At 46.4% G+C, this 22,792-nt stretch carries 20 protein-coding genes; 11 read left to right on the top strand and 9 right to left on the bottom strand.

What is annotated here, in order from left to right:
- Window positions 1–11: 11 nt before the first annotated feature.
- From GA0116948_RS08330 to GA0116948_RS08310, 5 genes are all read left to right on the top strand, one after another.
- Window positions 12–443, top strand: coding sequence for a SufE family protein (locus GA0116948_RS08330; RefSeq protein ID WP_089710992.1), 432 nt, complete (start codon window positions 12–14; stop codon window positions 441–443).
- 18 nt (window positions 444–461) lie between these two features.
- A complete protein-coding gene (locus GA0116948_RS08325) occupies window positions 462–770 on the top strand; it encodes an iron-sulfur cluster assembly protein (RefSeq protein ID WP_089710990.1) in 309 nt (102 codons plus the stop codon).
- A gap of 125 nt (window positions 771–895) precedes the next feature.
- Window positions 896–1,759: an RHS repeat domain-containing protein gene (locus tag GA0116948_RS08320; RefSeq protein WP_089710988.1), complete on the top strand. Its 864-nt coding sequence runs from the start codon at window positions 896–898 to the stop codon at window positions 1,757–1,759.
- A complete protein-coding gene (locus GA0116948_RS21025; protein ID WP_123891718.1) occupies window positions 1,747–2,037 on the top strand; it encodes a hypothetical protein in 291 nt (96 codons plus the stop codon). Before GA0116948_RS08320 ends, GA0116948_RS21025 begins: the two co-directional genes overlap by 13 nt.
- Entirely contained in the window at window positions 2,034–2,441 is a 408-nt protein-coding gene (locus GA0116948_RS08310; protein ID WP_123891719.1) for a hypothetical protein, read from the top strand. Before GA0116948_RS21025 ends, GA0116948_RS08310 begins: the two co-directional genes overlap by 4 nt.
- Before the next feature lie 164 nt (window positions 2,442–2,605).
- Here GA0116948_RS08310 and GA0116948_RS08305 read toward each other — a convergent pair whose 3' ends face one another.
- The 3 genes from GA0116948_RS08305 to GA0116948_RS08295 form a co-directional block, all read right to left on the bottom strand.
- Window positions 2,606–2,935, bottom strand: a complete 330-nt coding sequence (locus GA0116948_RS08305) for a helix-turn-helix transcriptional regulator (protein ID WP_089710982.1) — start codon at window positions 2,933–2,935, stop codon at window positions 2,606–2,608.
- A gap of 48 nt (window positions 2,936–2,983) precedes the next feature.
- The gene (locus tag GA0116948_RS08300; protein WP_089710980.1) at window positions 2,984–3,538 is read right to left on the bottom strand and encodes a hypothetical protein; all 555 of its coding nucleotides are present in this window, start codon (window positions 3,536–3,538) and stop codon (window positions 2,984–2,986) included.
- Window positions 3,539–3,700: 162 nt separating this feature from the next.
- On the bottom strand, window positions 3,701–5,311 hold the full coding sequence (locus GA0116948_RS08295) for a T9SS type B sorting domain-containing protein (RefSeq protein ID WP_165798363.1): 1,611 nt from the start codon (window positions 5,309–5,311) through the stop codon (window positions 3,701–3,703).
- A gap of 568 nt (window positions 5,312–5,879) precedes the next feature.
- Here GA0116948_RS08295 and GA0116948_RS08290 point away from each other — a divergent pair.
- Window positions 5,880–6,617, top strand: a complete 738-nt coding sequence (locus GA0116948_RS08290) for a tyrosine-protein phosphatase (RefSeq protein ID WP_089710976.1) — start codon at window positions 5,880–5,882, stop codon at window positions 6,615–6,617.
- 92 nt (window positions 6,618–6,709) lie between these two features.
- On the opposite strand, the gene GA0116948_RS08285 is transcribed toward GA0116948_RS08290, so the two are convergent.
- Window positions 6,710–8,026, bottom strand: a complete 1,317-nt coding sequence (locus GA0116948_RS08285; protein ID WP_089710974.1) for a nucleotide sugar dehydrogenase — start codon at window positions 8,024–8,026, stop codon at window positions 6,710–6,712.
- A gap of 527 nt (window positions 8,027–8,553) precedes the next feature.
- Between GA0116948_RS08285 and GA0116948_RS08275 the strand changes: the two genes are divergently transcribed.
- Entirely contained in the window at window positions 8,554–9,555 is a 1,002-nt protein-coding gene (locus tag GA0116948_RS08275) for a helix-turn-helix domain-containing protein (protein ID WP_089710971.1), read from the top strand.
- Between the two features lie 94 nt (window positions 9,556–9,649).
- Here the strand turns inward: GA0116948_RS08275 and GA0116948_RS08270 are convergent, their stop codons facing one another.
- A complete protein-coding gene (locus GA0116948_RS08270) occupies window positions 9,650–11,002 on the bottom strand; it encodes a TonB-dependent receptor (RefSeq protein WP_089710969.1) in 1,353 nt (450 codons plus the stop codon).
- Window positions 11,003–11,085: 83 nt separating this feature from the next.
- A complete protein-coding gene (locus GA0116948_RS08265; RefSeq protein ID WP_089710967.1) occupies window positions 11,086–11,487 on the bottom strand; it encodes a hypothetical protein in 402 nt (133 codons plus the stop codon).
- Window positions 11,488–11,593: 106 nt separating this feature from the next.
- On the opposite strand from GA0116948_RS08265, the gene namA reads away from it, so the two are divergent.
- Window positions 11,594–12,655, top strand: coding sequence for an NADPH dehydrogenase NamA (namA, locus tag GA0116948_RS08260; protein ID WP_089710964.1), 1,062 nt, complete (start codon window positions 11,594–11,596; stop codon window positions 12,653–12,655).
- Between the two features lie 454 nt (window positions 12,656–13,109).
- On the opposite strand, the gene GA0116948_RS08255 is transcribed toward namA, so the two are convergent.
- Window positions 13,110–13,397: a KGG domain-containing protein gene (locus tag GA0116948_RS08255; RefSeq protein WP_089710962.1), complete on the bottom strand. Its 288-nt coding sequence runs from the start codon at window positions 13,395–13,397 to the stop codon at window positions 13,110–13,112.
- A gap of 521 nt (window positions 13,398–13,918) precedes the next feature.
- On the opposite strand from GA0116948_RS08255, the gene GA0116948_RS08250 reads away from it, so the two are divergent.
- The 3 genes from GA0116948_RS08250 to GA0116948_RS08240 all read left to right on the top strand — a co-directional run bounded on the left by GA0116948_RS08250 (window position 13,919) and on the right by GA0116948_RS08240 (window position 19,104).
- Window positions 13,919–14,113 carry a hypothetical protein gene (locus GA0116948_RS08250; RefSeq protein ID WP_089710961.1) on the top strand — a complete coding sequence of 65 codons (195 nt, stop codon included), beginning with the start codon at window positions 13,919–13,921 and terminating at the stop codon, window positions 14,111–14,113.
- A 335-nt stretch (window positions 14,114–14,448) separates the two neighbouring features.
- On the top strand, window positions 14,449–18,054 hold the full coding sequence (locus tag GA0116948_RS08245) for a response regulator (protein ID WP_089710958.1): 3,606 nt from the start codon (window positions 14,449–14,451) through the stop codon (window positions 18,052–18,054).
- A 249-nt stretch (window positions 18,055–18,303) separates the two neighbouring features.
- Window positions 18,304–19,104 carry a PhzF family phenazine biosynthesis protein gene (locus GA0116948_RS08240; RefSeq protein ID WP_089710956.1) on the top strand — a complete coding sequence of 267 codons (801 nt, stop codon included), beginning with the start codon at window positions 18,304–18,306 and terminating at the stop codon, window positions 19,102–19,104.
- Between the two features lie 24 nt (window positions 19,105–19,128).
- Here GA0116948_RS08240 and GA0116948_RS08235 read toward each other — a convergent pair whose 3' ends face one another.
- Window positions 19,129–19,833: an NUDIX hydrolase gene (locus GA0116948_RS08235; protein ID WP_089710954.1), complete on the bottom strand. Its 705-nt coding sequence runs from the start codon at window positions 19,831–19,833 to the stop codon at window positions 19,129–19,131.
- Window positions 19,834–19,907: 74 nt separating this feature from the next.
- Entirely contained in the window at window positions 19,908–22,604 is a 2,697-nt protein-coding gene (locus GA0116948_RS08230) for a TonB-dependent receptor (protein ID WP_089710952.1), read from the bottom strand.
- Window positions 22,605–22,792 lie beyond the last annotated feature (188 nt).

Below are 22,792 nucleotides of genomic sequence, written 5' to 3'. Positions count from 1 at the left end.
GGATATACGAAATGACGATTAACGAAACACAGGACGAGCTAATATCTGATTTTTCATTCTTCGATGAATGGATGGATAAATACGAACATATTATTTCCCTGGGCAAAAATTTACCCCTCATAGATCCGCAGTACAAAACGCCCGACAACCTCATTAAAGGTTGCCAGTCGCAGGTATGGCTGCACACAGAACTGGTGGATGGTAAGCTGGTATTTACTGCCGATAGCGATGCCATCATCACTAAAGGGTTGGTAAGCCTCCTGGTAAGCGTATTATCTAACCACACGCCCAAAGAGATTGTAGACGCCGATATTTATTTTATCGATAAAATAGGCCTGAGCAGTCACCTCTCGCCTACCCGGTCCAACGGATTACTGAGTATGCTAAAACAAATGAAATTATACGCGCTCGCCTATCAAACTAAGGCTGGTAGCGGTTCCTGAGTCATAAAAGATAAAAAGATGAGCGAACCTTTAAGAGACCAGATAGAAACTGTTTTAAAAACAGTTTTTGACCCGGAGATCCCCGTAAATATCTGGGAACTGGGCCTGGTATATGAAGTAAAAGTAGCAGACGATCATAATGTAAAGATCACCATGACCCTCACCGCCCCGGCCTGCCCGGTGGCCGGCGATATTATCCGGGAAGTGGAAGATAAAGTGCGCGCCCTCGAAGATGTGGGTGATGTACACGTACACCTCACCTTCGACCCACCATGGAATAAAGAAATGATGAGCGAAGAAGCCAAGCTGGAACTTGGTTTTATGTAAAATACTGCTTTGCCAGGCACTAAAAAGGCCGCACGCTACGGGGTGCGGCCTTTTTATATGCATGAGAGACGAGTTATAAACGAGGGAAAAAGTTATATGAACTATCAGACCATCGTGGGAATGTAATGGCTACAATAAGTGATAAAAAGATAGAAGTAGATAATGGTGATGGTACGGTAGCTTATTATAATGCGGATGTGGTTAGTGCGAATGATTATTATCCATTTGGATCATTGATGCCCGCTCGAACGTATAGTACAAGTGAGAAATATCGTTATGGGTTTAATGGGAAGGAAAATGATAATGAGGTCAAGGGTGATGGGAATCAAATGAATTATGGGATGAGGATTTATGATCCACGTATTGGGCGGTTCCTATCTGCGGATCCGCTAATGAAAAATTATCCGTGGTATACACCTTATCAGTTTGCGGGTAATACACCCATACAGGCTATAGACCTTGATGGTGGAGAAGAAAAGCGTTATACTCTTACCTACAAGCATGGAACTACGACTTTAAAGCAAACCTCTATACAAGAAACAGCAGCAATACCGATGTGGTTGCGCATAGCAACAATAGGTCTCGGCCCAAATTCATTTAAAATTCCTGAACGGGCAATAGTTGATTATGAAGGCAAAAAATATTACATTGGTTTTAGCGGTTCATACGGCAGAGGAAATGAAAACGGAATGGCTTTATTCAAAGAGTTTGAGAAAAACCCAGATGCCTCTCTTTTTCCAAAAATGTTTCTTGACGAGGATAGGTCATATAATGTAGAGGCTTTTAGTATATCAATACAATTGCAGAACAATATTGCAATGTATGGACCATTAACAGAAGGAGCATGGTACACTAGGACATTAGAAGATGCGAAAATTTCAACAGTATATAGGACACAAGGTGGAGAGCTTCCTAATGCAAGTAGATCAAGAATTTCTTTCGACAAGAATGGAGGGATAAATATAGAGGGGATGAAATGCTATATGTAACATTGAATGACAAAGCGCATCAAGTATATTTCTATCAAAAAAGAGGTGGTTCAGAAAAGGGTGCACAAATTGCTTCGTTTAAAATACCACAAAGTTTAGCAGATGAGATTGTGGCAAATGGAGTTCCTCAAGCTCAAGGCAAGGCGAAACCTGGTAGGCCTCAAATATCGGATCCGACCAGATCAAATAGCGCCTATGGATTACCTAAAACATATATTGATAAATTACGACAACAAGCAATATCAGGCACCGGGAAAACAGAAACACTTAATCAATGACAATACAACAGAAAATAGAAGAAGGTTATATATTCGGCTGTATCAAATTTCAGGAACATTGTTCTTTGTATTTGATGCCAATCGCCTATTGGATATTGGATTATAAAAAATATGATCCCTCATATAATCCTAATGATTGGGAATTTATTTTTCGCAATAATATTCTTACAGTAAATGATAATAATATTAATGAATTTATGATCGCGATAGAGATTGATAAAACTCAACCAGATACTTTTTCTGGAATGAATTATATTTTGAATTTTTTTATAGATTTTGACAATAATTTTTTTGTTAGCTCCTATGATGACATTGGAATAGAACAATATGTTCCCGATAATTGGCATAGCCAGTATGGCGATCCAACAGAGTATTTACCTTCCCAATGTAAAAGCTTAATTTGAGGAAATTTGTTGTAGGCAAGGCTAAATTGAATATCCTAGAAAAGTGTTTTACCAATAGAATACTGATTACGTAATGAAACGATTATAACTGTGAGAAGCCGGTGTTTTGATGTCACTCCACTTTCTGCATCGGAAAGCGCTTTTACTACAATTTGCACCACCGCTTAAGAAACAATCACAATTTCCTTCTCCTCCGCTACCGGCCCCACCAATAGCTGGATGCCGAGTTCCTGCTCCAGCCGGGTGATGGTTTCCAGCGTAAGGTTTTCATGCCCTTTTACGATCTTGCTCACCTGCTGCGGCGACACCCCCAGCCTTCCGGCCAGGTCTTTCTGGGTAAGGCCCTGGGCCTTTAAGGCTTCCAGCACTTTCAGGGCAATGATAGCGGATTTTTTTAGCCAGGCCCGGTTTTCGCGGCGGGCCCTGACCTGCTCCGGCCAGTTAGAAACCTCACCAGCTGAGATGTCTGCAAGCTTTTTGTTGATATTGTTCATGATCGTAAGTATTAATATTTTTAAAAAAATATATTTACGCACCCTACTTTAATCTTCCTGATAGGTATTCAAATCTTCCGGAAAATGAATGCCCTGCTCTTGCAACCAACCTTTGGTAATAGCCAGTTTTCTTAATTCCTGCTGCAAGTGCGGCCTGTGCATATCCTGGGTAAGCTTAATGGCCCCACCCGTCACTAAAAAGCAATTTCTGTCCAGCCTTATAGCATACAGGCGCAACCATCCATTCCTAAGCCTGGCCTTACTTTTCTGATGAAAACCTACCGCATATTCAAAGTTATGGAGGGGCTTAAATAAATGTTCCAGGGAACCGCCCCTATGCAAACATCCTTGCTCCCAATAGGTGTACAAGGCGTCTTCCATGCCCGCTGCTTCTTCAAAGGTTTTTAATACGGCGTTATTTACATTGACCTGCCGGAAATATCCGCTACACAAGTCATCTTCATTGCGGGTGAAGAAGTTTTTCAGCCACTCCACATCATTAATGGCGTTAAAGAACTTATCAAATTCATGCTGGGGCTCTCCGGGAAGCTGTATGGACCACAGCCCATTATTTCCCTCCACGAATATACAAACAATTTTCATGATCTACCTATAGGTTAACAATTTTTTTCCTCCGTCTCAAAAATAAGGGATAAAGGAAATGGGTTGAAAGTTTATGGCGTCATTAACAAGGAATTAACTGATTAATTTACAACCCATTACAAAAGCTACCTATAGCCAGGAAAATCCGATAAAATAAAATACTCAATTCCGCACCAGCAGCACCGCACCGGTTTGTTTACGGTCCTGCGCCTGCATGTCGCGGTAGGTTAGCACCCACACATAGGCGCCGGCGTCCTGCAACTGGCCTTTGAAATAGCCGTCCCATGCGGTATTGGGGTCTGCAGTGTCAAAAAGCTGCTGGCCCCAGCGGTTGAAGATGGTGAGCCGGTAGTGGAGAATCGTGGCGTAAGACTGGGGCTTGAACACATCGTTATGCCCATCGTTGTTGGGGGAAAAGGCGTTCGGTACCATCACGGCGCAGCGGGTGTCGTCGCGTGTTACGGAGGCTGCCGTTTTTATTTCGCAGTGTTGGGCGTCGCTCACCACCACTTCATAATTACCGGCATCCAGGCGGTACCAGGTATTTTCTGTTTGCCAGTGCGCACCATCTATGCTGAAGCTATAGGGAGGTATGCCACCTTCTGGTACCACGGTAATCTGCGGCTCATTATTATCACAGCTTACCGGGTGTATGGCGATGGAATTTATTTGCAGGGAAGCTGGGTTGTCGATAGTAATCTGTTCTATAGTTGTGGCGCAACCCATGGCATCCTGTACGGTGGCCTGGTAGGTGCCGGCAGCCAGGTGGCTGAACTGTGGCGTATCCTGTACGGTACGGTCATTTATACTAAAAGTGTAAGGCGCTACACCCCCAGCCGCCTGCAAAGTAATGGATGCATCGGTACGATCGGCACAGGTGGGGAGGGTAACCTTGGGCACCACTTGAAGCATCGTGGCCTGTATGATTACCGTGCGGTTGCTTATTACGCCCTGTGGATCGGTAACCTGCACATTGTATTTTCCGGCAGGCAGGTGGGCTACGCTGGCTGTGGTGTAATTGCCAGGTGTCCATAAATATTGGTAACCATCGCCATTGTCGGACACTTTCACGCGGGCGCTGCCATTGTTACTGCCAGCGCAGGTATTGGTACTTTCGGTGCTAATGACGGGCAGGGCATGTAAGGTGTTGGAAAAATTGTCGAAAAGGACGGCAGTGTACTTACTGCTGGGGCATCCGGCATCGTTGTCGGGCCCTACCAGTATATATTTAAAATCGGTAGTAGGTGTAAATTCAGCCGTATAGCGCCGCCAGTCCTTGTGCATGAAACCTTCAATATGCCAGAGCAGCACCTGTTTTTCGCCAGCATTATTGCTACCATAAATCGCAAAAGAACCACTGCAAATGCCGGTAGAATAATAGGCAGGATATGCCAGGTCAAATGAAACAGCGTACGTAACGCCAGCCTTCAGTGGGGTGGATAGTTGCTGGCCAATGGCTTCATCATAGTAAGAAGCGTGCAAGCAGCCTGCATAACTTTGACCATTGGAAGCGGGTTGGTGAATATCGCCAATTCCAGGCTGAATGTCTGGTGTTTGGCCATAAGTAAACCATCCCCTGGGTGCAGCATCTACTTTGGGAGCATCTTCCAGCGAGGGATTGGTGAGCGGTATATCTACGCCCGCAACGGTGCGCTCTTGGCCGCCATTCAGCGCCTGCGCATATACATTAACGCCAAACCCGTTCAATAAAACTAGTAATAATAAGTAAGTCGTGGCGGTAAGCACGTAGCTCCGCAGTCTTGCATCTTTCATACGATGAAGCATAAGTGGCAAAGGCGGCAATCCCTGGATTACCCTATTTTAATAATGACACCGGCATAGGTGTCTTGATGGCATAGTAAACTGCTGCAGCATGGCATTGGCATAGCACCCGTAAGAGCAGCAGGTTTGGGAATAAAGGAGGCTTGCTCCACTGCAATTTGGCATCGGTAACTGCGGAAGGGGCTCTAAATTGGCTTCGGATAATACATCCTTCCGTTGGTTCTAATCGTTGGCATTGTTCTCCTTACCTGGCATAGGTAACTAAAAGTTAGCATAAGTTTTTGGGCTAGCCTGGCTTGACAGAGATTGTTGTCAAACACGGAATAGAACCCTTAATTTTGTATATTCATTTTACCATCCCTTTTGAATGATATGCTTTGTAGCATTTTCTTTATCAAAGGTAAATTACCCGTATTTACATTATTGTTATTGATACGTTATTAATGTTATTGATATGTTATTTTGATTACCCAACCAAGCTGGCACTATCCTCCGGAAGCCATGGGTGGGCCTTTCGCCAGCATATAATATAATAAAGAAATAGTATAAAGTTTTTTTCATGTTGTTCTTTAATCGGCCTTCCCCCCTGGTGCAAACAGACGGTTTTTTATCCTCTATCGGCACTGATATTCATTCTCACCTATTGCCCGCCGTAGACGACGGCGTGCAGGAAGCCGCAACAGCCGTGCATTTCATTCGGCAGTTGCAGGCGTGGGGTATCCGCCAGATTATTACAACACCCCATATCAAAGCAGCACGTTTTGATAATACACCCGCTACTTTACAACCCGCCTATGAGATATTGCAGCAACAACTGCAGGCCGATGCCCTACATGTGCCACTACGGTATGCCGCAGAATATTACCTGGATGAAAATTTTCAACAGCGGCTGGCACAACCCCTTCTCACACTGAAAGACAACTTATTATTGGTAGAAATATCTTTTTTATGGCCACCTACTGCCCTCCACCAATGGATATTTGACCTGATCAGCGCTGGCTACCAGCCTCTCCTGGCCCACCCCGAACGGTATGGATATATGCATGAGGACTTTAGCCAGTATGAAAACCTGAAAGCAAGAGGGGTGCAATTGCAATTAAACCTGCTTTCCCTGACTGGATATTATGGAAAACCCGTTCAGAAAGTGGCCCGGCAATTAGTAGACGCAAAACTTATTGATTATGTGGGTACAGACCTCCACCACAATAGGCACCTGGAGGCGCTGGATGCATTGGGCAGGAATAAAAAAATGGTGCGCTTGCTGGAGCAATATGGTTTTAAAAACAATGCATTATAACAATCCTGCATCCTATGCCCAACCTGCTTTAAACAGGGTCGCCAGGCCCAAAATGGCCTGGCGACAAATGTAATGGTATGTATACTCCCGTATTAGAGCCGGGCATCTACCAGGCTACGATCAATCAATGCCTTAGTGTCGAAAATAACGGCATTGTTGCGCTTAAATTTCTGATAATCAAATGTGGCAAACTCGCGGTGGGATACTGCAATGATAATGGCATCGTATACTACGGTATTATCCAGTGTTTTGTGTATATCCACGCCATACTCCGCCTTTACTTCTTCTACATCGGCCCAGGGATCGTAGATATCTACGCTTAGCCCAAAATGCGTAAGCTCGTGGTAAATATCCACCACGCGGGTATTCCGCACGTCGGGGCAATTTTCCTTAAAAGTAACACCTAGGATCAGGGCCTTGGCGCCTTTAATTTTGTGGTCTTTTTCAATCATCAGCTTCACCACTTTATTGGCTACAAACTGGCCCATCATATCATTTACCCGGCGACCGGAAAGGATTACCTGCGGATGGTAACCGAGTGCCTGCGCTTTGTGCGCGAGGTAATAAGGATCTACGCCTATGCAATGACCGCCTACCAATCCTGGCTTGTATTTTAAAAAGTTCCACTTCGTACCCGCCGCCTCAATCACATCGTTGGTGTCAATGCCTATGCGGTCGAAGATCAGGGCCAGTTCATTCACAAAAGAAATATTTACATCACGCTGTGCATTCTCAATGGCTTTGGAAGCCTCGGCCACCTTGATACTGGAAGCCCGGTGGGTACCTGCTTCAATAATAGAGCCATACAGATCGTCTACACGCTGCGCAATTTCAGGGTTGGAACCGCTGGTTACTTTTTTGATCTTCGTGAGCGTATTCACCTTATCACCGGGGTTAATACGTTCTGGCGAATACCCGGCAAAGAAATCTTTGTTGAATGTTAGTTTGGAAACAGCCTCCAGCACCGGAACACAATCTTCTTCTGTGCAGCCGGGATATACGGTAGATTCATAGATCACAATATCTCCTGCTTTCAGGATGCTGCCCAGCATCTCAGACGCCTTTATCAGCGGGCGAAGGTCGGGGGCCTTAAACTGGTCGATGGGAGTAGGCACCGTTACGATAAAGGTGTTATACTGACGGAGGTCTTCCTTGTTAAAAGAGAAATGCAGGCCGGCATGCGCCTTTTTATCTTTGCGCAGGGCAATCACGCCATGCAGGGCTTCCAGGTCGGCCTCCTGCGTGCGGTCTTTACCTTCGCTCAGCTCTTCAATGCGTTCCTTATTTATATCAAAACCAAGTGTATCGTACTGTTTCCCGAATTCAATGGCCAGTGGCAAACCCACATAACCTAAACCGATAATTGCTATTTTGGCGTTTTCCACCTTTCCTTTAAGAACCTGGTCCATATAATTTGCTGGTTTGGGATATTTTTTTGGTGATTAATTATTTTGAACAATGTTATTTATAACGCTATTAAAGTTTTGCTTTAACGGAAGGCTATATTCGTATCCGTTACTTTCCAGCCCTACTGGCAGTTTTTTACGTATACAACCAGACCGGGCAGCCTCCATGGTGAGCATTTTGTTGGACATAACAACCATATACGCCTGCAAATCAGGTGCAATCCCAACTATACCAAGGTAGCTGCAAGGTACTGATAATATTGGAACGTAAGGTGAGGCCCCTGCCTGTCCGGTAGTGAAAATAGCACAAATCCCGGGATAAGCCTTGGCGGCTACTGGTAGTTTCCTGTAAAACATGGGCAGTACCGCTACCCTACCCTGCCGCTGAAAAATAAAGACGCCCATGCTGGTAAAACATTTTCCGGTTTATCTTTTTTAGGCAGCTCAGGCCAGTGGCCACTTTACGGAAATCTGGTCACAGTTGGATATTGTAATTTGGTATCACCCCATCACCATTAAATCAGAAGCTTATGCTATTGCCGTTAACCTACGGAGGAAAGGGAATCCATTATGAAGATGTATTGCCACCCCATTGTGAAAGATACCGTATTGCGCATACCACGTTGAATGCAGCGCAACTGGACGGCCTTACTATTCTTATACAAACAGCCCGGCTGCCCCACAGTCAGATTACCCTTACGCACTTACTGGCCACTGCACCACACGAACTTGCATTTAACACCTCCAAACAGTCAGCCGTCATGTTCTTTGCGTTGAAAGGCAAGCTAGACCTGCATGGAAGCGATGGAGCCACCTTACATTTACAGCATGCACATTACAACATTTTTCGCATGGACCGTAGCAACGGGCATGTGCTACTATCTAGGGGCAAGCACATTTTGCTAACCATTGCATTTGACAAACAATACCTGCCTCAATACGCCGCTAATTTTCCACGCCTACAGCATTTTCAGGATGCCGGTACCGTAGGCTGGCTACCTTTATATGCCCAGCACCGCGCCATAGGGCTAGATATGCAGCGCACCATTGGCAGCCTCCGGCACTGCGCCTTAGACGGTGCCGCCCGCGATTATTTCATGGAGGCCAAGGTAGTAGAACTGCTGATGACAGCGCTGTATGAAACGCCGGATAAGGTAACACCCCGGCAGATCATGATGCTAAAAAAAAAGGACCAGGAAATACTGGCCAATGCCAGAAACCTGCTACTGAAAAACATAGACGAACATATCAGTACACTAGAGTTGGCGCGCCGCATTGGCATGAATGACTTCAAGCTGAAGAGGGGCTTTAAACAACTATTCGGCACCACTATTTTTGAATTTGTATCTACTGCACGTATGGAAGAAGCTAAACGCCTGTTGCGCGAAACAGACCTGCCCATTAAGAGTATTGCCGCGGGCGCAGGGTATAAAAATATGAGCAATTTCATTGCAGCCTTTAAACGCCGCAATGGCCTTCCTCCGGGCGATTTTAAGCGTAAAAGCTTCCAGCGCATGCTATTGGGTGCATAACGATAAACACCCTGTCCCAAACTCACCCTTCATGGTTGGCGGAGCCACCGGGAAGATGGGACAGGTAGTTGTGTTAATGATAAAAAGCGAATGCTTACATTTTTCCCGGATATATCCGCAGGAACACTTCACCCGACCAGGGATTTTTACCATACAAGTTGTCCAGCCGGTGGTCTGCCGCGTAACCAGTAGCCTGGGCGCCGGCAGCAAAGCGCGTTTGCCCGATGTGAAACAAGTCGCGGTTTAAACCCAGCGTCAATGCATTCACCGGAAATATGGCATCGTGGCCGAAACCGGCGTTATCCAGGTTTAGTTCTTCGGCATCTTTCTGTACAAATTCGTACCGGGTATACAGCGCCCATTTCTTCAGTCGCAAGGCGGCTTCCAGCAGGACGCCACTTTCTCCGTCATTGCCTTTTACCTTGTTAAGTCCATATAGCGCCGTTACATCCAGCGCGTGGTAGTTCTTTAATGGCAGGCTATAAATGCCGGATACCGTTGTGCGGTGTACATTCTCATCCGGATGCAGGTCTTCAGGGCCTTTAATATAACCATGCGACACCTGAAAGCTCCAATTTTCCGAAGGGGCAAACGACAGGCGGCCACTGTAGGAGTCGAAGCGCATTTTATCAAAATCGTAGCGGTGCTCGTTCGGCTCCCGGCCTGTGAAGGAGGATACTTCCAGCTTCCATTTATCATAACGGTACCCCACGGTAGCTACCCCAAACGTTATATGGGTACCATCGTTCCAATGATGGGTGAGTGGCGCATCCGGCATATACTGTGCAGATGCCCTGTGCATAAAAGCTACAGAACCCAGCGCCGGCTCCCCGGGATAGCCAAAGTAAAAGGTGAGGTCTGATCTTTCATTAAAGGCATACGTATAGGCTACAGACAATTCAGAGAACAAGTCGTGAGGGTGCTGATAGTCTACCAATGGTTGCCCCCTATAACTTTCGCCCGTTTGAAACAGTAGCGGGTAGCCGTGATTGCCGCCAATGGCAGCATCCAGCGACAACATGGTGCTAAAATGAAAGAGTCCTTTCTGCCCTATTTTGCGCTGGCCCATAAACATCAGCCAGTTGGGCGCATCCCACTTCTCCCCGCCCCGGGAGCCTTTGCTACCAATGTCCTGGTGTTCATAACGCAGGAAGATATTGCCATGCAGCATATACATCCATTTTTTTGACATGAACATATAACCATACATGGGTGATGCATCGGGTAGCCAACCGGTACCGGAACCATTGCGGTTCATAGGCAGGTTCAAGGAAAAGGAGTGTCCCATGGGCATGTCCATATTCATATCCATACCAGGCATACTATCATTGGCCATTGGGGTGCTATCTGTTTGCATAGTGTGCATGGCATGCGTTTCATGCTGGGCACTGACTGTGAGGGCGTAAAAATATAATATAGAGAACAACAGTGCTGGCTTGCGCGTCATATATTTCAATTGTGTGTTGATAGAAAACTATTTTTCCACCTGGTGTTACTATACCTGGCGATATTTAGTGAGCGGGAAAGTCATCAGATCCTGAACACACAATTTTTGAGAAATACCGGCATTTCCGGCCCAGGCGGCCTTACAAAAATGTTTTTTACACTGTAGCCGTGAAAGGCCAGCGCGATGGGGCTAAAATGGTAAAGTATAAATGGTAAGATAACAGAAAACTGATCCGGCAGAAACGGCAGGCTGGTAGCGGATACCACAAGGTCCTGTTTTTCCGTACTGGTGCATTGGGGAACATCGCCGCAGCAGTTATTACCAGGTTTTTTATGCATACCACAGGATGGGCAGGTAGCACTGGGCCTGGCTTCCCGGAGACCCCAACCAATGATTTTACCCATGCAGTAATGCAGGTGTACGGTAGCCCCGCTGGCCGTACCCAGGTAAAAGATGATCCATAAAAGTAGCAAGGCTTTTTTCATGAAAACAAAAGTAGGTAATGTACTTTACAATGAACATGATACGCTGATCGTTTTGTGAAGACTTCGTACCTTGTACCGCATTACTTTATAAAAAAAATAAAACCGGATGTCAAAATTATTTTCTCCCTTAACGATAGGTTCCGTTACATTGAAAAACCGGGTGGTAGTATCACCTATGTGTGAGTACTCCAGCTATGATGGATTTGCCAACGACTGGCATTTGGTGCACCTGGGTAGCCGCGCAGTAGGTGGGGCCGGCCTAATACTCACAGAAGCAGCCGCCGTATTGCCCGAAGGGCGCATTACGTCGCACGACCTGGGTATCTGGAAAGATGACCATATTGAATACCTACAACGTATTACTAATTTTATAAAAGATCAAGGCGCGGTGGCTGGTATACAACTGGCACATGCTGGCCGCAAAGCCAGTACCATGCGACCCTGGGAAGGCAATAGCAAGGTACCGGAACTCGAAGGCGGCTGGGTGCCGGACGCACCGAGCGCGGTACCATTTAAAGACAATTATCCCGTACCCATGGCCCTGGACCTGGCCGGCATAGCCCGCATTACGGATGCCTTCCGGCAGTCGGCAGCACGCGCGCTGAAAGCAGGATTTCAGGTGGTGGAAATACATGCAGCTCATGGATACCTGCTACATGAATTTTTATCCCCTTTCAGCAATGAACGTCACGATGATTACGGTGGCAGTTTTGAAAACCGTATCCGGTTGCTGCTGGAAGTAGTGGATGCTGTTCAGCAATCATGGCCGGCAGACCATCCGCTTTTTGTACGCATTTCTGCTACCGATTGGGCAGAAGGCGGCTGGACGGCGGAAGACTCCGTGAATCTTGCTGCTATCCTCAAAAATAAAGGAGTACATGTAATAGACTGTTCTTCCGGTGGCAACCTCCCTACAGCAAAAATTCCCATTGGCCCTGGATACCAGGTACCATTTGCAGACCTGGTGCGCAAAGTGGGCATTCTCACTGGTGCAGTAGGCATGATCACTACTGCCGAACAGGCTGAGTCCATTTTGCAGGAAGGTAAAGCAGACCTTATCATCATGGCGCGGGAACTGCTGCGCAATCCCTACTTCCCGCTATATGCGGCAAAGGCGCTGGGTGATGATATAAAATGGCCTATTCAATACGATCGCGCTAAACTTTAACAGCACCATTTAAGCTAAAAAGGACCGGGGGGAATATCCTTCCGGTATTTTTATGCAATAAATAAACTGGGAAAATGCATTAACGTATTTATTTACAGTTAGCCAGGCAAGAAAGGGTTAGATAATATTTACCTGCCACATCAGGCCATAGCTGCGCTCCTGTTTAATTCCAAGCGAGCTCCATTGTAGAAATTTGTGGAGAATTCTTCCCAGCATTACCCAACAGCTTGGTATAATGTGCATGGAAATGTTTTGCTATAGGTTCAAACTGCCACAGCACAAAATTTTAATTAGTGCTGGTTACTGCAACAAAAACTACCCAATATTTTTAGAATTGCCGGCAAGAAAACATAGTGTTAAAAAGCACCAATAATATACCCGGGCAAAAAGTAAGTCACTACCCATTTACTTACACAATAATTGCAAAATAATTCAGGTAGTGACTTATAAAAAGTTATTGCTGGTCGGTAGATTGTCTTTTTTTCCTGTTCTGGTGTGCTGCTTCTCCGCCTTTACGACCTATTTCCGCCATATGACGGGAGTCGCGGCTAACGGCCATACCGCCCTTGCGACCAGCGGCGCGTGCTTCTTCCGAATCGAATTGATGAGCAGTTCCTTTGGCATGTGCAGCCTGGCCGCCCTTGCTTGCTATTGCTTTTTGTTTTTCAGGATCCATCGCCGCAAATCCACGATGTGATGTTTTACTTACATGCTGATGTGTACCTACATTACTGTTATTCATGACTTTTTAGTTTTTTGGGTTACGAAGGTAAATGTGAACATTCGCTGCGATAATAAATAAGAGAAAACGCGTTTACGTAAAAAAAAGAGCCAAGAACTATGCCATGCCGGTATTTGCGCCCATGCAGCAGCTAAAGGATTTTCCTCGCCATATATATAGGAGTACTCCGGCAGGATTCCTGTCCAACAATCGGTATAAAGGTCAGCAAATAGTACTTTCCGGGGAGCCTCATCCCCACCACAATCCCCACTCTACAATATATTGATTATGATAATGTTATATTAAAAAAATATGTAAGAAATGTAAACTTAGCATGATAAGCCTGATAAGAAAAAAAATGCATCAAATCCTACACCTGCGCAGGGTTTATGCAGTTTGTATATAAAAACATAGTAACATCACCCAATGCCAGCTTACCGCTAGGTTGCTCCAAATAAAAAGTCAGTAAAATCAATTTTCTTACGTCCATAGAGTTTGTAATTTTCTATCATATAAACTTTAAACCTGTAAAAACAAGCATTATGAAGCACACCAAATTCCTCTCCCTGGCCTTGTTGCTGGCCATAGGTAGCACCTTTAGCGTAGCCGCCCAAGACAGTACCAAGATGAAACACAAAGCTAAAAAGATGTGGGAAAGTTCGGATTCAACCGTACATAAAACCAAAAACCACATGCACAAGAAAATGAGTAATGACAGCATGATGCAAAAACCATAAGCACCCTGCTACTGTAAAGAACGGTCAAGGCCGCTAGTCATCCCGTATATTCTCCGGGGAGACTGGCGGCTTTTTTTATATAGGAAGAGGCATTATTTTTGCGGCTGTCTCCGCTTGATATGCGTAAATAGCCTGCTGCCAGCTTGTGCCATCCCGCAAGATCGATGCATGCTTTAAAACATGAGTGCTAATGAGCTGCCATATCCATTTGGAATTTGAGGAAGTGGATTTTACCTTTAAGCGCAAGTTTTCATGTTGTACTTACTTTAAAAAATCCGGCCAATAGTAGGCCCCCTATACTTAAGCATCGAATTTTAAAAAATTATACGGTTCAAATGAACAGCACTTTTAAGCGCAACTTACTTATCGGCTTTGGTTTGTCTTTATTGCTATTGCTAATGAGTTCTATAGCTTCCTACACCAGTATCCAGCACCTGCTGCGCAGTGCTTTCTGGGTGGATCACACCAACCAGGTGACGATAGGCCTGGACCATGTTAAGAATTATGTGGAAGGAGCCGAAACTGGACAGCGAGGTTTTCTGCTCACCGGCGACGACCAATACCTGGAACCTTTTTATGGTGCTTTTGATAGCGCCCGCGCCAATATCCGGAAAGTAAGCGACCTTACCAGCGACAACCCACCGCAAACGGTGAGTGCCAACCAATTATTACTGGTCATAAACCAGCTCTCAGCCCTTCAGCTGGCGATGATGCAAGAACACCGGGCAGGCAGGCCGCTGAGCATCGACAGTCTGCGAAAAAGCAAAATGTTCATGGACAGCGTGCGGGGAATTGTAAGCACCATGGAGAGCCGCGAACAACGCCTTATGGTGCAGCGCACGGAACAAATGCGGAAATTTGCCCTCTACACCCCCGCTTTTATCATCCTGGCTGCCATCCTTTCTTTACTCATCACCATTTTCTTTTATAGCCGGGTAAAACGCGACTTCGACGAGAAAGAAAAAATGCAGGGTGCCCTGCAAAAGAAAGATATGGATATTGCCCGCCGAATTGGCATTATCCGGGAAATTGCTTCAAGTATTGCAGGCGGAAACTACGCCGTCCGGGTAAGCGACATGGAATCGGATGCGCTGGGTAATGTGAGTGTAGCGTTGAATGCCATGGCCAACTCCCTGGAAACCTCTTTTACCCAACTGGCTAATAAAGAATGGTTGCAAACCGGGGTGGCTAATCTTAATAATAAAATGGTGGGCGAAAAAGATGTGCAATTCTTAGCCTCCCAGATCGTAGAGTTTGTAACAGTATATATACACGGCATTGCCGGTGGGCTGTACCTGGTTAATAATGATGAATTACTTCACCTCTCCGCTGGTTATGCGCTAGATAAAACAGTGCGTGATCGCCCGCTACGCCTGGGCGAAGGCCTTGCTGGCCAATGCGCCCTGAATGGAGAAGTAATCCGTCTCGATAATATTGAACCGGCTGATATTCACGTGAGCATTGCTGGTGGAGACCTTACACCCCGCCACCTGATCGTATATCCCATTTTTTACGAACGCCAGGTGAAAGGTGTGCTGGAAATTGCTTCCCTCACCCCTTTCTCCGACAACGACCTTATCTTCCTGCAAAACGTGTCGCATAATATTGGTTTGGTAATCGTAGCCGCTGAAAACCGTAACCGCATGCAGGAATTGCTGGAAGAAACCCAGGCGCAGTCTGAGGAGCTGCAATCCCAACACTCCGAATTGGAAAACATCAATGCAGAACTGGAAATGCAGACCCAGAAATTGCAAACGTCTGAAGAAGAATTGAAGGTACAACAGGAAGAACTGCAACAAGCTAACCGGGAACTGGAAGAACGTTCTAAACTGCTGCAAGACCGCAACCAGGTGATCCTGGAGCGTAACCTGGAAATACAACGGAAGGCAGAAGAACTGGAATTAAGCACCCGCTATAAATCGGAGTTTCTTGCAAATATGTCGCACGAACTGCGTACACCACTGAACTCCATATTGCTGTTAAGCCGGCTCATTGCTGAAAACAATGAAGGCAACCTTTCCTCCGACCAGGTAGAATCTGCAGAGGTCATCCTGAGTTCTGGCAAAGGCCTGCTAAACCTGATCGACGAGATACTAGACCTTTCCCGCATTGAGTCCGGCAAAATGGAATTGGAATACAACGAAGTGCCGGTGAAGGTTATCGCGGCAGATATGCAGTCGCTCTTTACCCCCATTGCCCGCGAAAAAGGATTGGAATTTAATGTTGATATAGACCCCTTATTACCTTCTCTCATAGAGACGGATAAAATGCGGTTGGAACAGATCCTGAAAAACCTGATATCTAACGCCCTCAAATTTACCGCCGCAGGCAGCGTGACCCTGCAATTTGCCTCTCTCGCAGGCGACGCAAATAGCGTAAAAATGTCTGTACGCGACACAGGCATTGGCGTACCTATAGATAAACAATCCGTGATCTTTGAAGCTTTCCAACAGGCAGACGGCAGCACCCGCCGAAAATATGGCGGCACGGGCCTGGGACTGTCTATTAGCCGGGAACTGGCCAAGTTACTGAATGGAGAAATACACCTGCATAGTGTGATAAATGAAGGCAGTGAATTCAGCCTGATCATTCCTTTGAACAAACCCTGGGAAGCCAACGCCTTTACCCCATCGGCTTCTCCGGCCAGCACACCCATGGTGCCGGTGCCTGCGTCCATAGCATATCCTACCCATGACGTTCCCACGCCCCGACTTACGGCCAAGGTTATACCGCAGGATATACCAGACGATCGCGACAACCTCCAAGCAAATGACACTATTGTGCTGATCGTGGAAGACGATACGCCATTCGCACATGCCTTGCTGGACTTTACTCACCAACGGGGCTTCAAGGGCCTGGTATCAGTGCGTGGCGACCTGGCCATGGAAATGGCTTTGCAATACAAACCCGCCGCTATTCTGCTCGATATTGTATTGCCCATAAAAGACGGATGGGAAGTGATGGCGGAATTAAAGGAAAACCCGCAAACCCGCCACATACCGGTACACATTATGAGTTCCATGGAGGTGAAACGGGAAAGCCTGCAGAAAGGTGCTGTAGATTTTTCTACCAAGCCTTTCAACATAGAACGTATGCAGGAAATTTTCCAGAAACTGGAAGACGTGCTAAGTCATAATCCAAAGAAGGTGCTGATCGTGGAAGAAAATATTAAACATGCAAAAGCCCTTTCTTATTTTCTTGCCTCTTTTGATGTACAAACGGAGATTACACATGACATTAAGGAAAGCATTATCCGGCTGCAAGATCCGGATGTAAACTGTGTGATCCTGGACATGACACTCACCGACAAGCAGGCGTATGACGCCCTGGAGCCTATTAAACAAAACCCTGGCCTGGAAAACCTGCCTATTATCATTTTCACGGGCCGCAACCTTTCCAAATCGGAAGAAAACCAGATCAAGCAATACGCGGATAGCATCGTGGTAAAAACAGCCCACTCCTACCAGCGCATCCTGGATGAAGTAGCGCTGTTTCTCCATCTTATCCAGGAAAAAAACGACCTGTACAAAAGCACTACCAGCCGCCACGCTACTATAAAGGAAGCGCTGGAAGGCAAAACCGTTCTCATAGCCGACGACGATGTACGCAATATCTTCTCCCTTACCAAGGCGCTGGAACAACACAAGATGAAGATCATCTCTGCGCTGGATGGGAAGGAAGCATTAGCCCAGCTGGAAAAATATCCGCAGGTAGACATTGTTCTCATGGACATGATGATGCCAGAAATGGATGGCTACACTGCCATCCGGAATATCCGCCAGCAACAACGCTTTAAAGGGCTTCCCGTGCTGGCAGTTACTGCCAAAACCATGAATGGCGACCGGGAAAAATGTATTGAAGCCGGTGCATCAGACTACATTTCCAAACCAGTGGATGTAGACCAACTAATATCGCTATTACGGGTATGGCTATACGAATAGCAAGAGATTAATAGATGTGCACCGCAAAAATGGTGCAATATACAACCCATCAAAGCATTGCAGGCAGCCGAATAACCACTAACCGACATGGCTAAAAAAGGAACACCCCAAAAAATTTTCATAAAAAAAGCTGCCACAAAATGGCCGCTTTTTTTATGCCTTCACTTCATCTGATCTGGTCATAAAACGCTAAAACTGCATCTGTTTTATTTCAAAGACTTTAATCATTTTTGTAAAAATGAAACGACTATGCAACCTTTTCCTATTTACCAGGTAGATGCTTTCACCAGCACGCCGCTCAGGGGCAATCCTGCCGCAGTATGCCTGTTGACAACCCCGCTGCCGGATATTACATTACAGGCCATTGCAGCGGAGAATAACCTCGCGGAAACTGCATTTCTTGTACCACAGGCGCATGGCTACCATTTGCGCTGGTTTACGCCCACCGCGGAAGTACCGCTATGCGGGCATGCCACCCTGGCTAGTGCGCATGTGCTTTGGGAAACTGGCAGGGCCGCCCTGCCGGATGCAATACACTTCCATACCCTGAGCGGAACGCTGCTGGCTTCCCGCGATGCGGATGGCGCTATTACCTTAGACTTCCCGGTGTCTCCCGGCAAAGCGGTGGAGTTACCTTCGGCCATACAACAAGCCATACCGGCCCGGATTGTCCATGCAAGCTCCCATGGAGACCGGTATGTGCTGGAACTGGAAAATGCCGAAGCAGTGGAAACATTACAACCAGATTTCACCGTGATTAAAGCCACTGGAGGCGTAGTAATTACTGCAAGGGGCAAGACCGGCACCCCATATGATTTTATCTCCCGTTTTTTTGCCAGCCATATCGGCATCGATGAAGATCCGGTAACCGGATCGGCCCACTGCTGCCTGGCGGCTTACTGGGCACCTTTGCTGGGCAAAAAAGACTTCCGGGCATACCAGGCTTCTGCCAGAGGTGGAGAAATGCGGGTACAACTCGTTGGCGACCGGGTATTGATGACAGGGAATGCGGTAACAGTACTGAAAGGGGAATTTGTCAGGTATGAATAATATTTGCGCGCTGAAGAAAGCGTGTTATTTTAATTTCTCCGGATCAGTTACAAAATTCAGAAAGGAATGAAATTTTTCCTGGTAACGGCGCTTGTCTAATTTGTAATAATAAGCTCCCTTTTTAGAGCTTTCTTTCTCTTTCTCCTTTTGTTTTACCAGCAAGCCAGTAGACAGAATTTTGCGGCTGAAATTACGTTTGTCGAAGGTAGCTTCATATACCGATTCATAGAGCTGTTGTAATTGTGGAATAGTAAAACGGGCAGGCAGCAATTCGAACAATATGGGATGAATGGCGGCTTTATAACGCAAGCGTTCTTTGGCCAGCGCTACCATGCTATCGTGGTCAAAAATAAGCGGGGGCGCTTCTCGCAAGTCGAACCAGGCGGCCTGGTATTCGTTGCTGAGCTGCTGCTTGTATTGATTAATATCGATGAGGGCAAAATAAGCAACAGATACCGTTCGTTCCTTGGGGTCGCGGTCAGGGTGGTCAAAAGCGGCCAGTTGCTCCAGATACACCCCTTCCAGGCCGGTCAGCAATGTAAGGATGCGGGCAGCGGCCACGGGCAGGTCTTCGCCTGGCTGCACAAAACCGCCGGCCAGCGTCCATTTACCCTTGGCAGGTTCAAAACTGCGCTTCACCACTAACTGCCGCATACTGCTGCCATCGAAACCAAAAATGATGCAATCTACCGCTATCAGTACATGCTTTTGGCGAGTGTATCCTATCATACCATAATGTTAAACTTAAGAACTACGAATATAATAAATACACCCGCTTTCTCCTCCATTTTTCAACACATCGTTTAGAATCCGAACTGTTGCAAACGGTAAGAAAATGATAACAGGAAATAACGTGACAAGCGATTGTTACGTGTATCGGTAATCACCGGACCAATTACGGTATGATATACGCCTGTATTTTCATTAAAAAGATCAAATCCCTGCAAACGGATGGCGGCTTTATTACCATTCAATAGCTGGCATTCCAGGTAAAGATTTACCACCAACGGATTAACACCTACCCCGCTGCTATAGCCGCTGTTAATACTTTTACTACCATTATATCCCACAATAAAATGTTTGCCGATATAATTCTTACCATACAATTCCAACACGATAGAATGGGTGGTGGAATTATACCCACCAGGTGTGCTGTATAGCGTACGGTTGTTTACGTATGTGCCGGAAAGTTCTGCTTCTATCAGGTCTGGCAGGTTTACCCGCAGCCTGGCGCCCTGACTCCAAACCCAGTTGCGGCCTAGTTGGCGCAGGTCGTTGGTATAGGAAATATTGTTATTATAACTTACCCCGCCGGTAAGTGTGGTGGTAAACTTACGGTTAAAAAAAGGCTGTGCGTAGGAGTAATACCCGTTGGCCATGTAGGCTCCGTTGGTATTAAGATAGCGGGTTTCCTGAATTACGGTATTACTCATCTGCGACAGGTGGGCGGAGTCGTTTATAATGTTATTCACAATTCGGTTGCCGGTGGTACTGCCGTTGATATTAATAAAAAAGGTATTGCCTTTTTTCATATCGAAGCGGCGGTATTGCAAGCCCACAGATTGGGTAAATTCGGGTTTCAGGTTAGGATTGCCCACAACAGGGTACTGCGGGTTGGAAAGATCAGTAACGGGCATAAGCTGCATAAAACCTGGCTGGCTACTGCTACCATTATAGTTCATAGAAAAGGCTTCGCTGTTATTGAAATTATACGTGTATCGCGCCGTAGGTATAAAGTTGAAAGCCGTTTTGCGGGTCGAAAAATCAGGGTGCGTAGAGGTGCCGCTCAGCACCAGGGGCTGTCCTGTGAGGCCCACGGTTATATTATGCTTTTTTAATTTCAGGTTATAATTCAATGACAGCCGTTGGGTAATGAACAGGTAGTTGTAACGGTTGCTTTGTGAATCCACCCGCGTTTTCACGGCTGCCGGATCAATATTCCAGGTTTCCCGCAGGGTGTTGCTGCTGGCGCTGTTAAAACTGTAATTAAACTCCAGTAAACTAAAGGTATCAATAGGCGCTGTATAAGAAAGGCGGGCCATCACGTTGTTATTGCCATTATTACTGTTTACCTGCTGGTGCAGGGAAGTATCTAAGTCAACACTATCTACGTAACCAATGTGGGTGAGCGTGCGGGTATCCTGCAATGATTTACTGTCTGTACGGCTGTAGGTAGCCGTAATATTAAGGTTACGGCCTTTTTTCAAAAAGCGGTGGTTGTACAGGATGGTACCATTTACGGAAGGGCTTTTAGTGGTATTGACGCTATTAGTAGTACCATCGGATATCTTGATGGGGTACAGGTTATTTTGTTCTATATGAAACTGGCTAACGCTGCCGGCATCGCCATTGTTCCAGGAAAGGTTGGGAGATATTTTCAGGAAGTTCAGGGTATCTATCTTGTATTCCAGGTTGTAATTCAGGTTATGGCTTTTATTGGTAGCAGCGCTGCTATTATTTTGATTGTTAATATTCACATAACTGGCATCTATGGTTTGCTGTGCGGTAACGCCGGTCACCAGCGACTTGGAGTCGGAATAACTGTAGCTGCCGTAGCCCATCAGTTTCTTACTGAACTGATCGCGGTAATTGATGCCGGCGGAATGCGAAAGTGTGCTGCCATCGCTGCCACTAATGCCACCATTATCGCCAAAGCTGAATGCAGCCGCGTTGGTATTATTAAAATCCCCAACTACAGAAAGCTGCCGTTCGCCTTTGAAGCGGTTTACATTCATGGCACCCAGGTATCGCCCACTGGTACCCCCTGCCAGGGTGGCATTGCCAAAAGCGCCGTTTTGTTTGTCTGGCTTCAGGGTAAGGTTGATGATCTTTTGCGGCACTCCGGTTTTTACACCAGAAAGATTGGCCGCGTCGCCATAATCATCGATCACCTGTAATTTATCAATGATATCGGCAGGCAGATTTTTGAGCGCTTTGTTAACATCGGTGCCAAAAAAATCTTTGCCATTCACGCGGATGCGGGTTATCTCTTTTCCCTGTGCAGTTACCTTGCCACTATGGTCTACATCCACTCCAGGCAGGCGTTTCACCACCTCCCCCACACTACTTCCGGCGCGTACAGGATAGGCGGCGGTGCTATATTCCACCGTATCGCCATGAAAAGAAACAGCCATCGCAGCACCTTTCACCGTAACGGCTTTCAGTTGATGTACGTTGGGTTGCAGAATGATAGTCCCCACAAGGACTACGCTATCCTTTTCCGGAAATGAATAATCCTGCTTAAATCCGGCATAACTCATCATATAAACCAGCATGCTGAAGCGGGACCCGGTAACGTGAGGAATGTCAAAACTACCGTCGTCATGGGTAATGGTGCTGAGGGTATCGTGGGCAATAACCAGGCGTACACTGGCACCAGGCAGCAACAGGCCGGTGGAGTCGCGTACCATCCCTTTTACTACGCGATGCGTGGTTTGGGCAGAAGCGGCAAGCCCTGCCAGTAAAAAGGTCACAAACAGCAGTAGCCTGGTACAATTCATAATAGTCAGCGTCAAGCAATCCTAGCCAAACATTTACGCGGGATAACAAGATTCCTGCCGGGTACACTACCCGTCCTTTTTCAGCGACATCGGTTGGCGATGGACCCTAGGTTAAATAAATGGCAATGTTAAGCTATGCAGCGGCCCAAAACTTTGCAGGGCATATTTTTATGCGCAAGTTTAAATTA

The organism is Chitinophaga costaii (genome assembly GCF_900094705.1).
In the GTDB taxonomy this organism is placed as follows: Bacteria; Bacteroidota; Bacteroidia; order Chitinophagales; family Chitinophagaceae; genus Chitinophaga; species Chitinophaga costaii.
The sequence above is the reverse complement of the archived record's forward strand: the minus strand, read 5'-3'. Positions and strand labels throughout refer to the sequence as shown.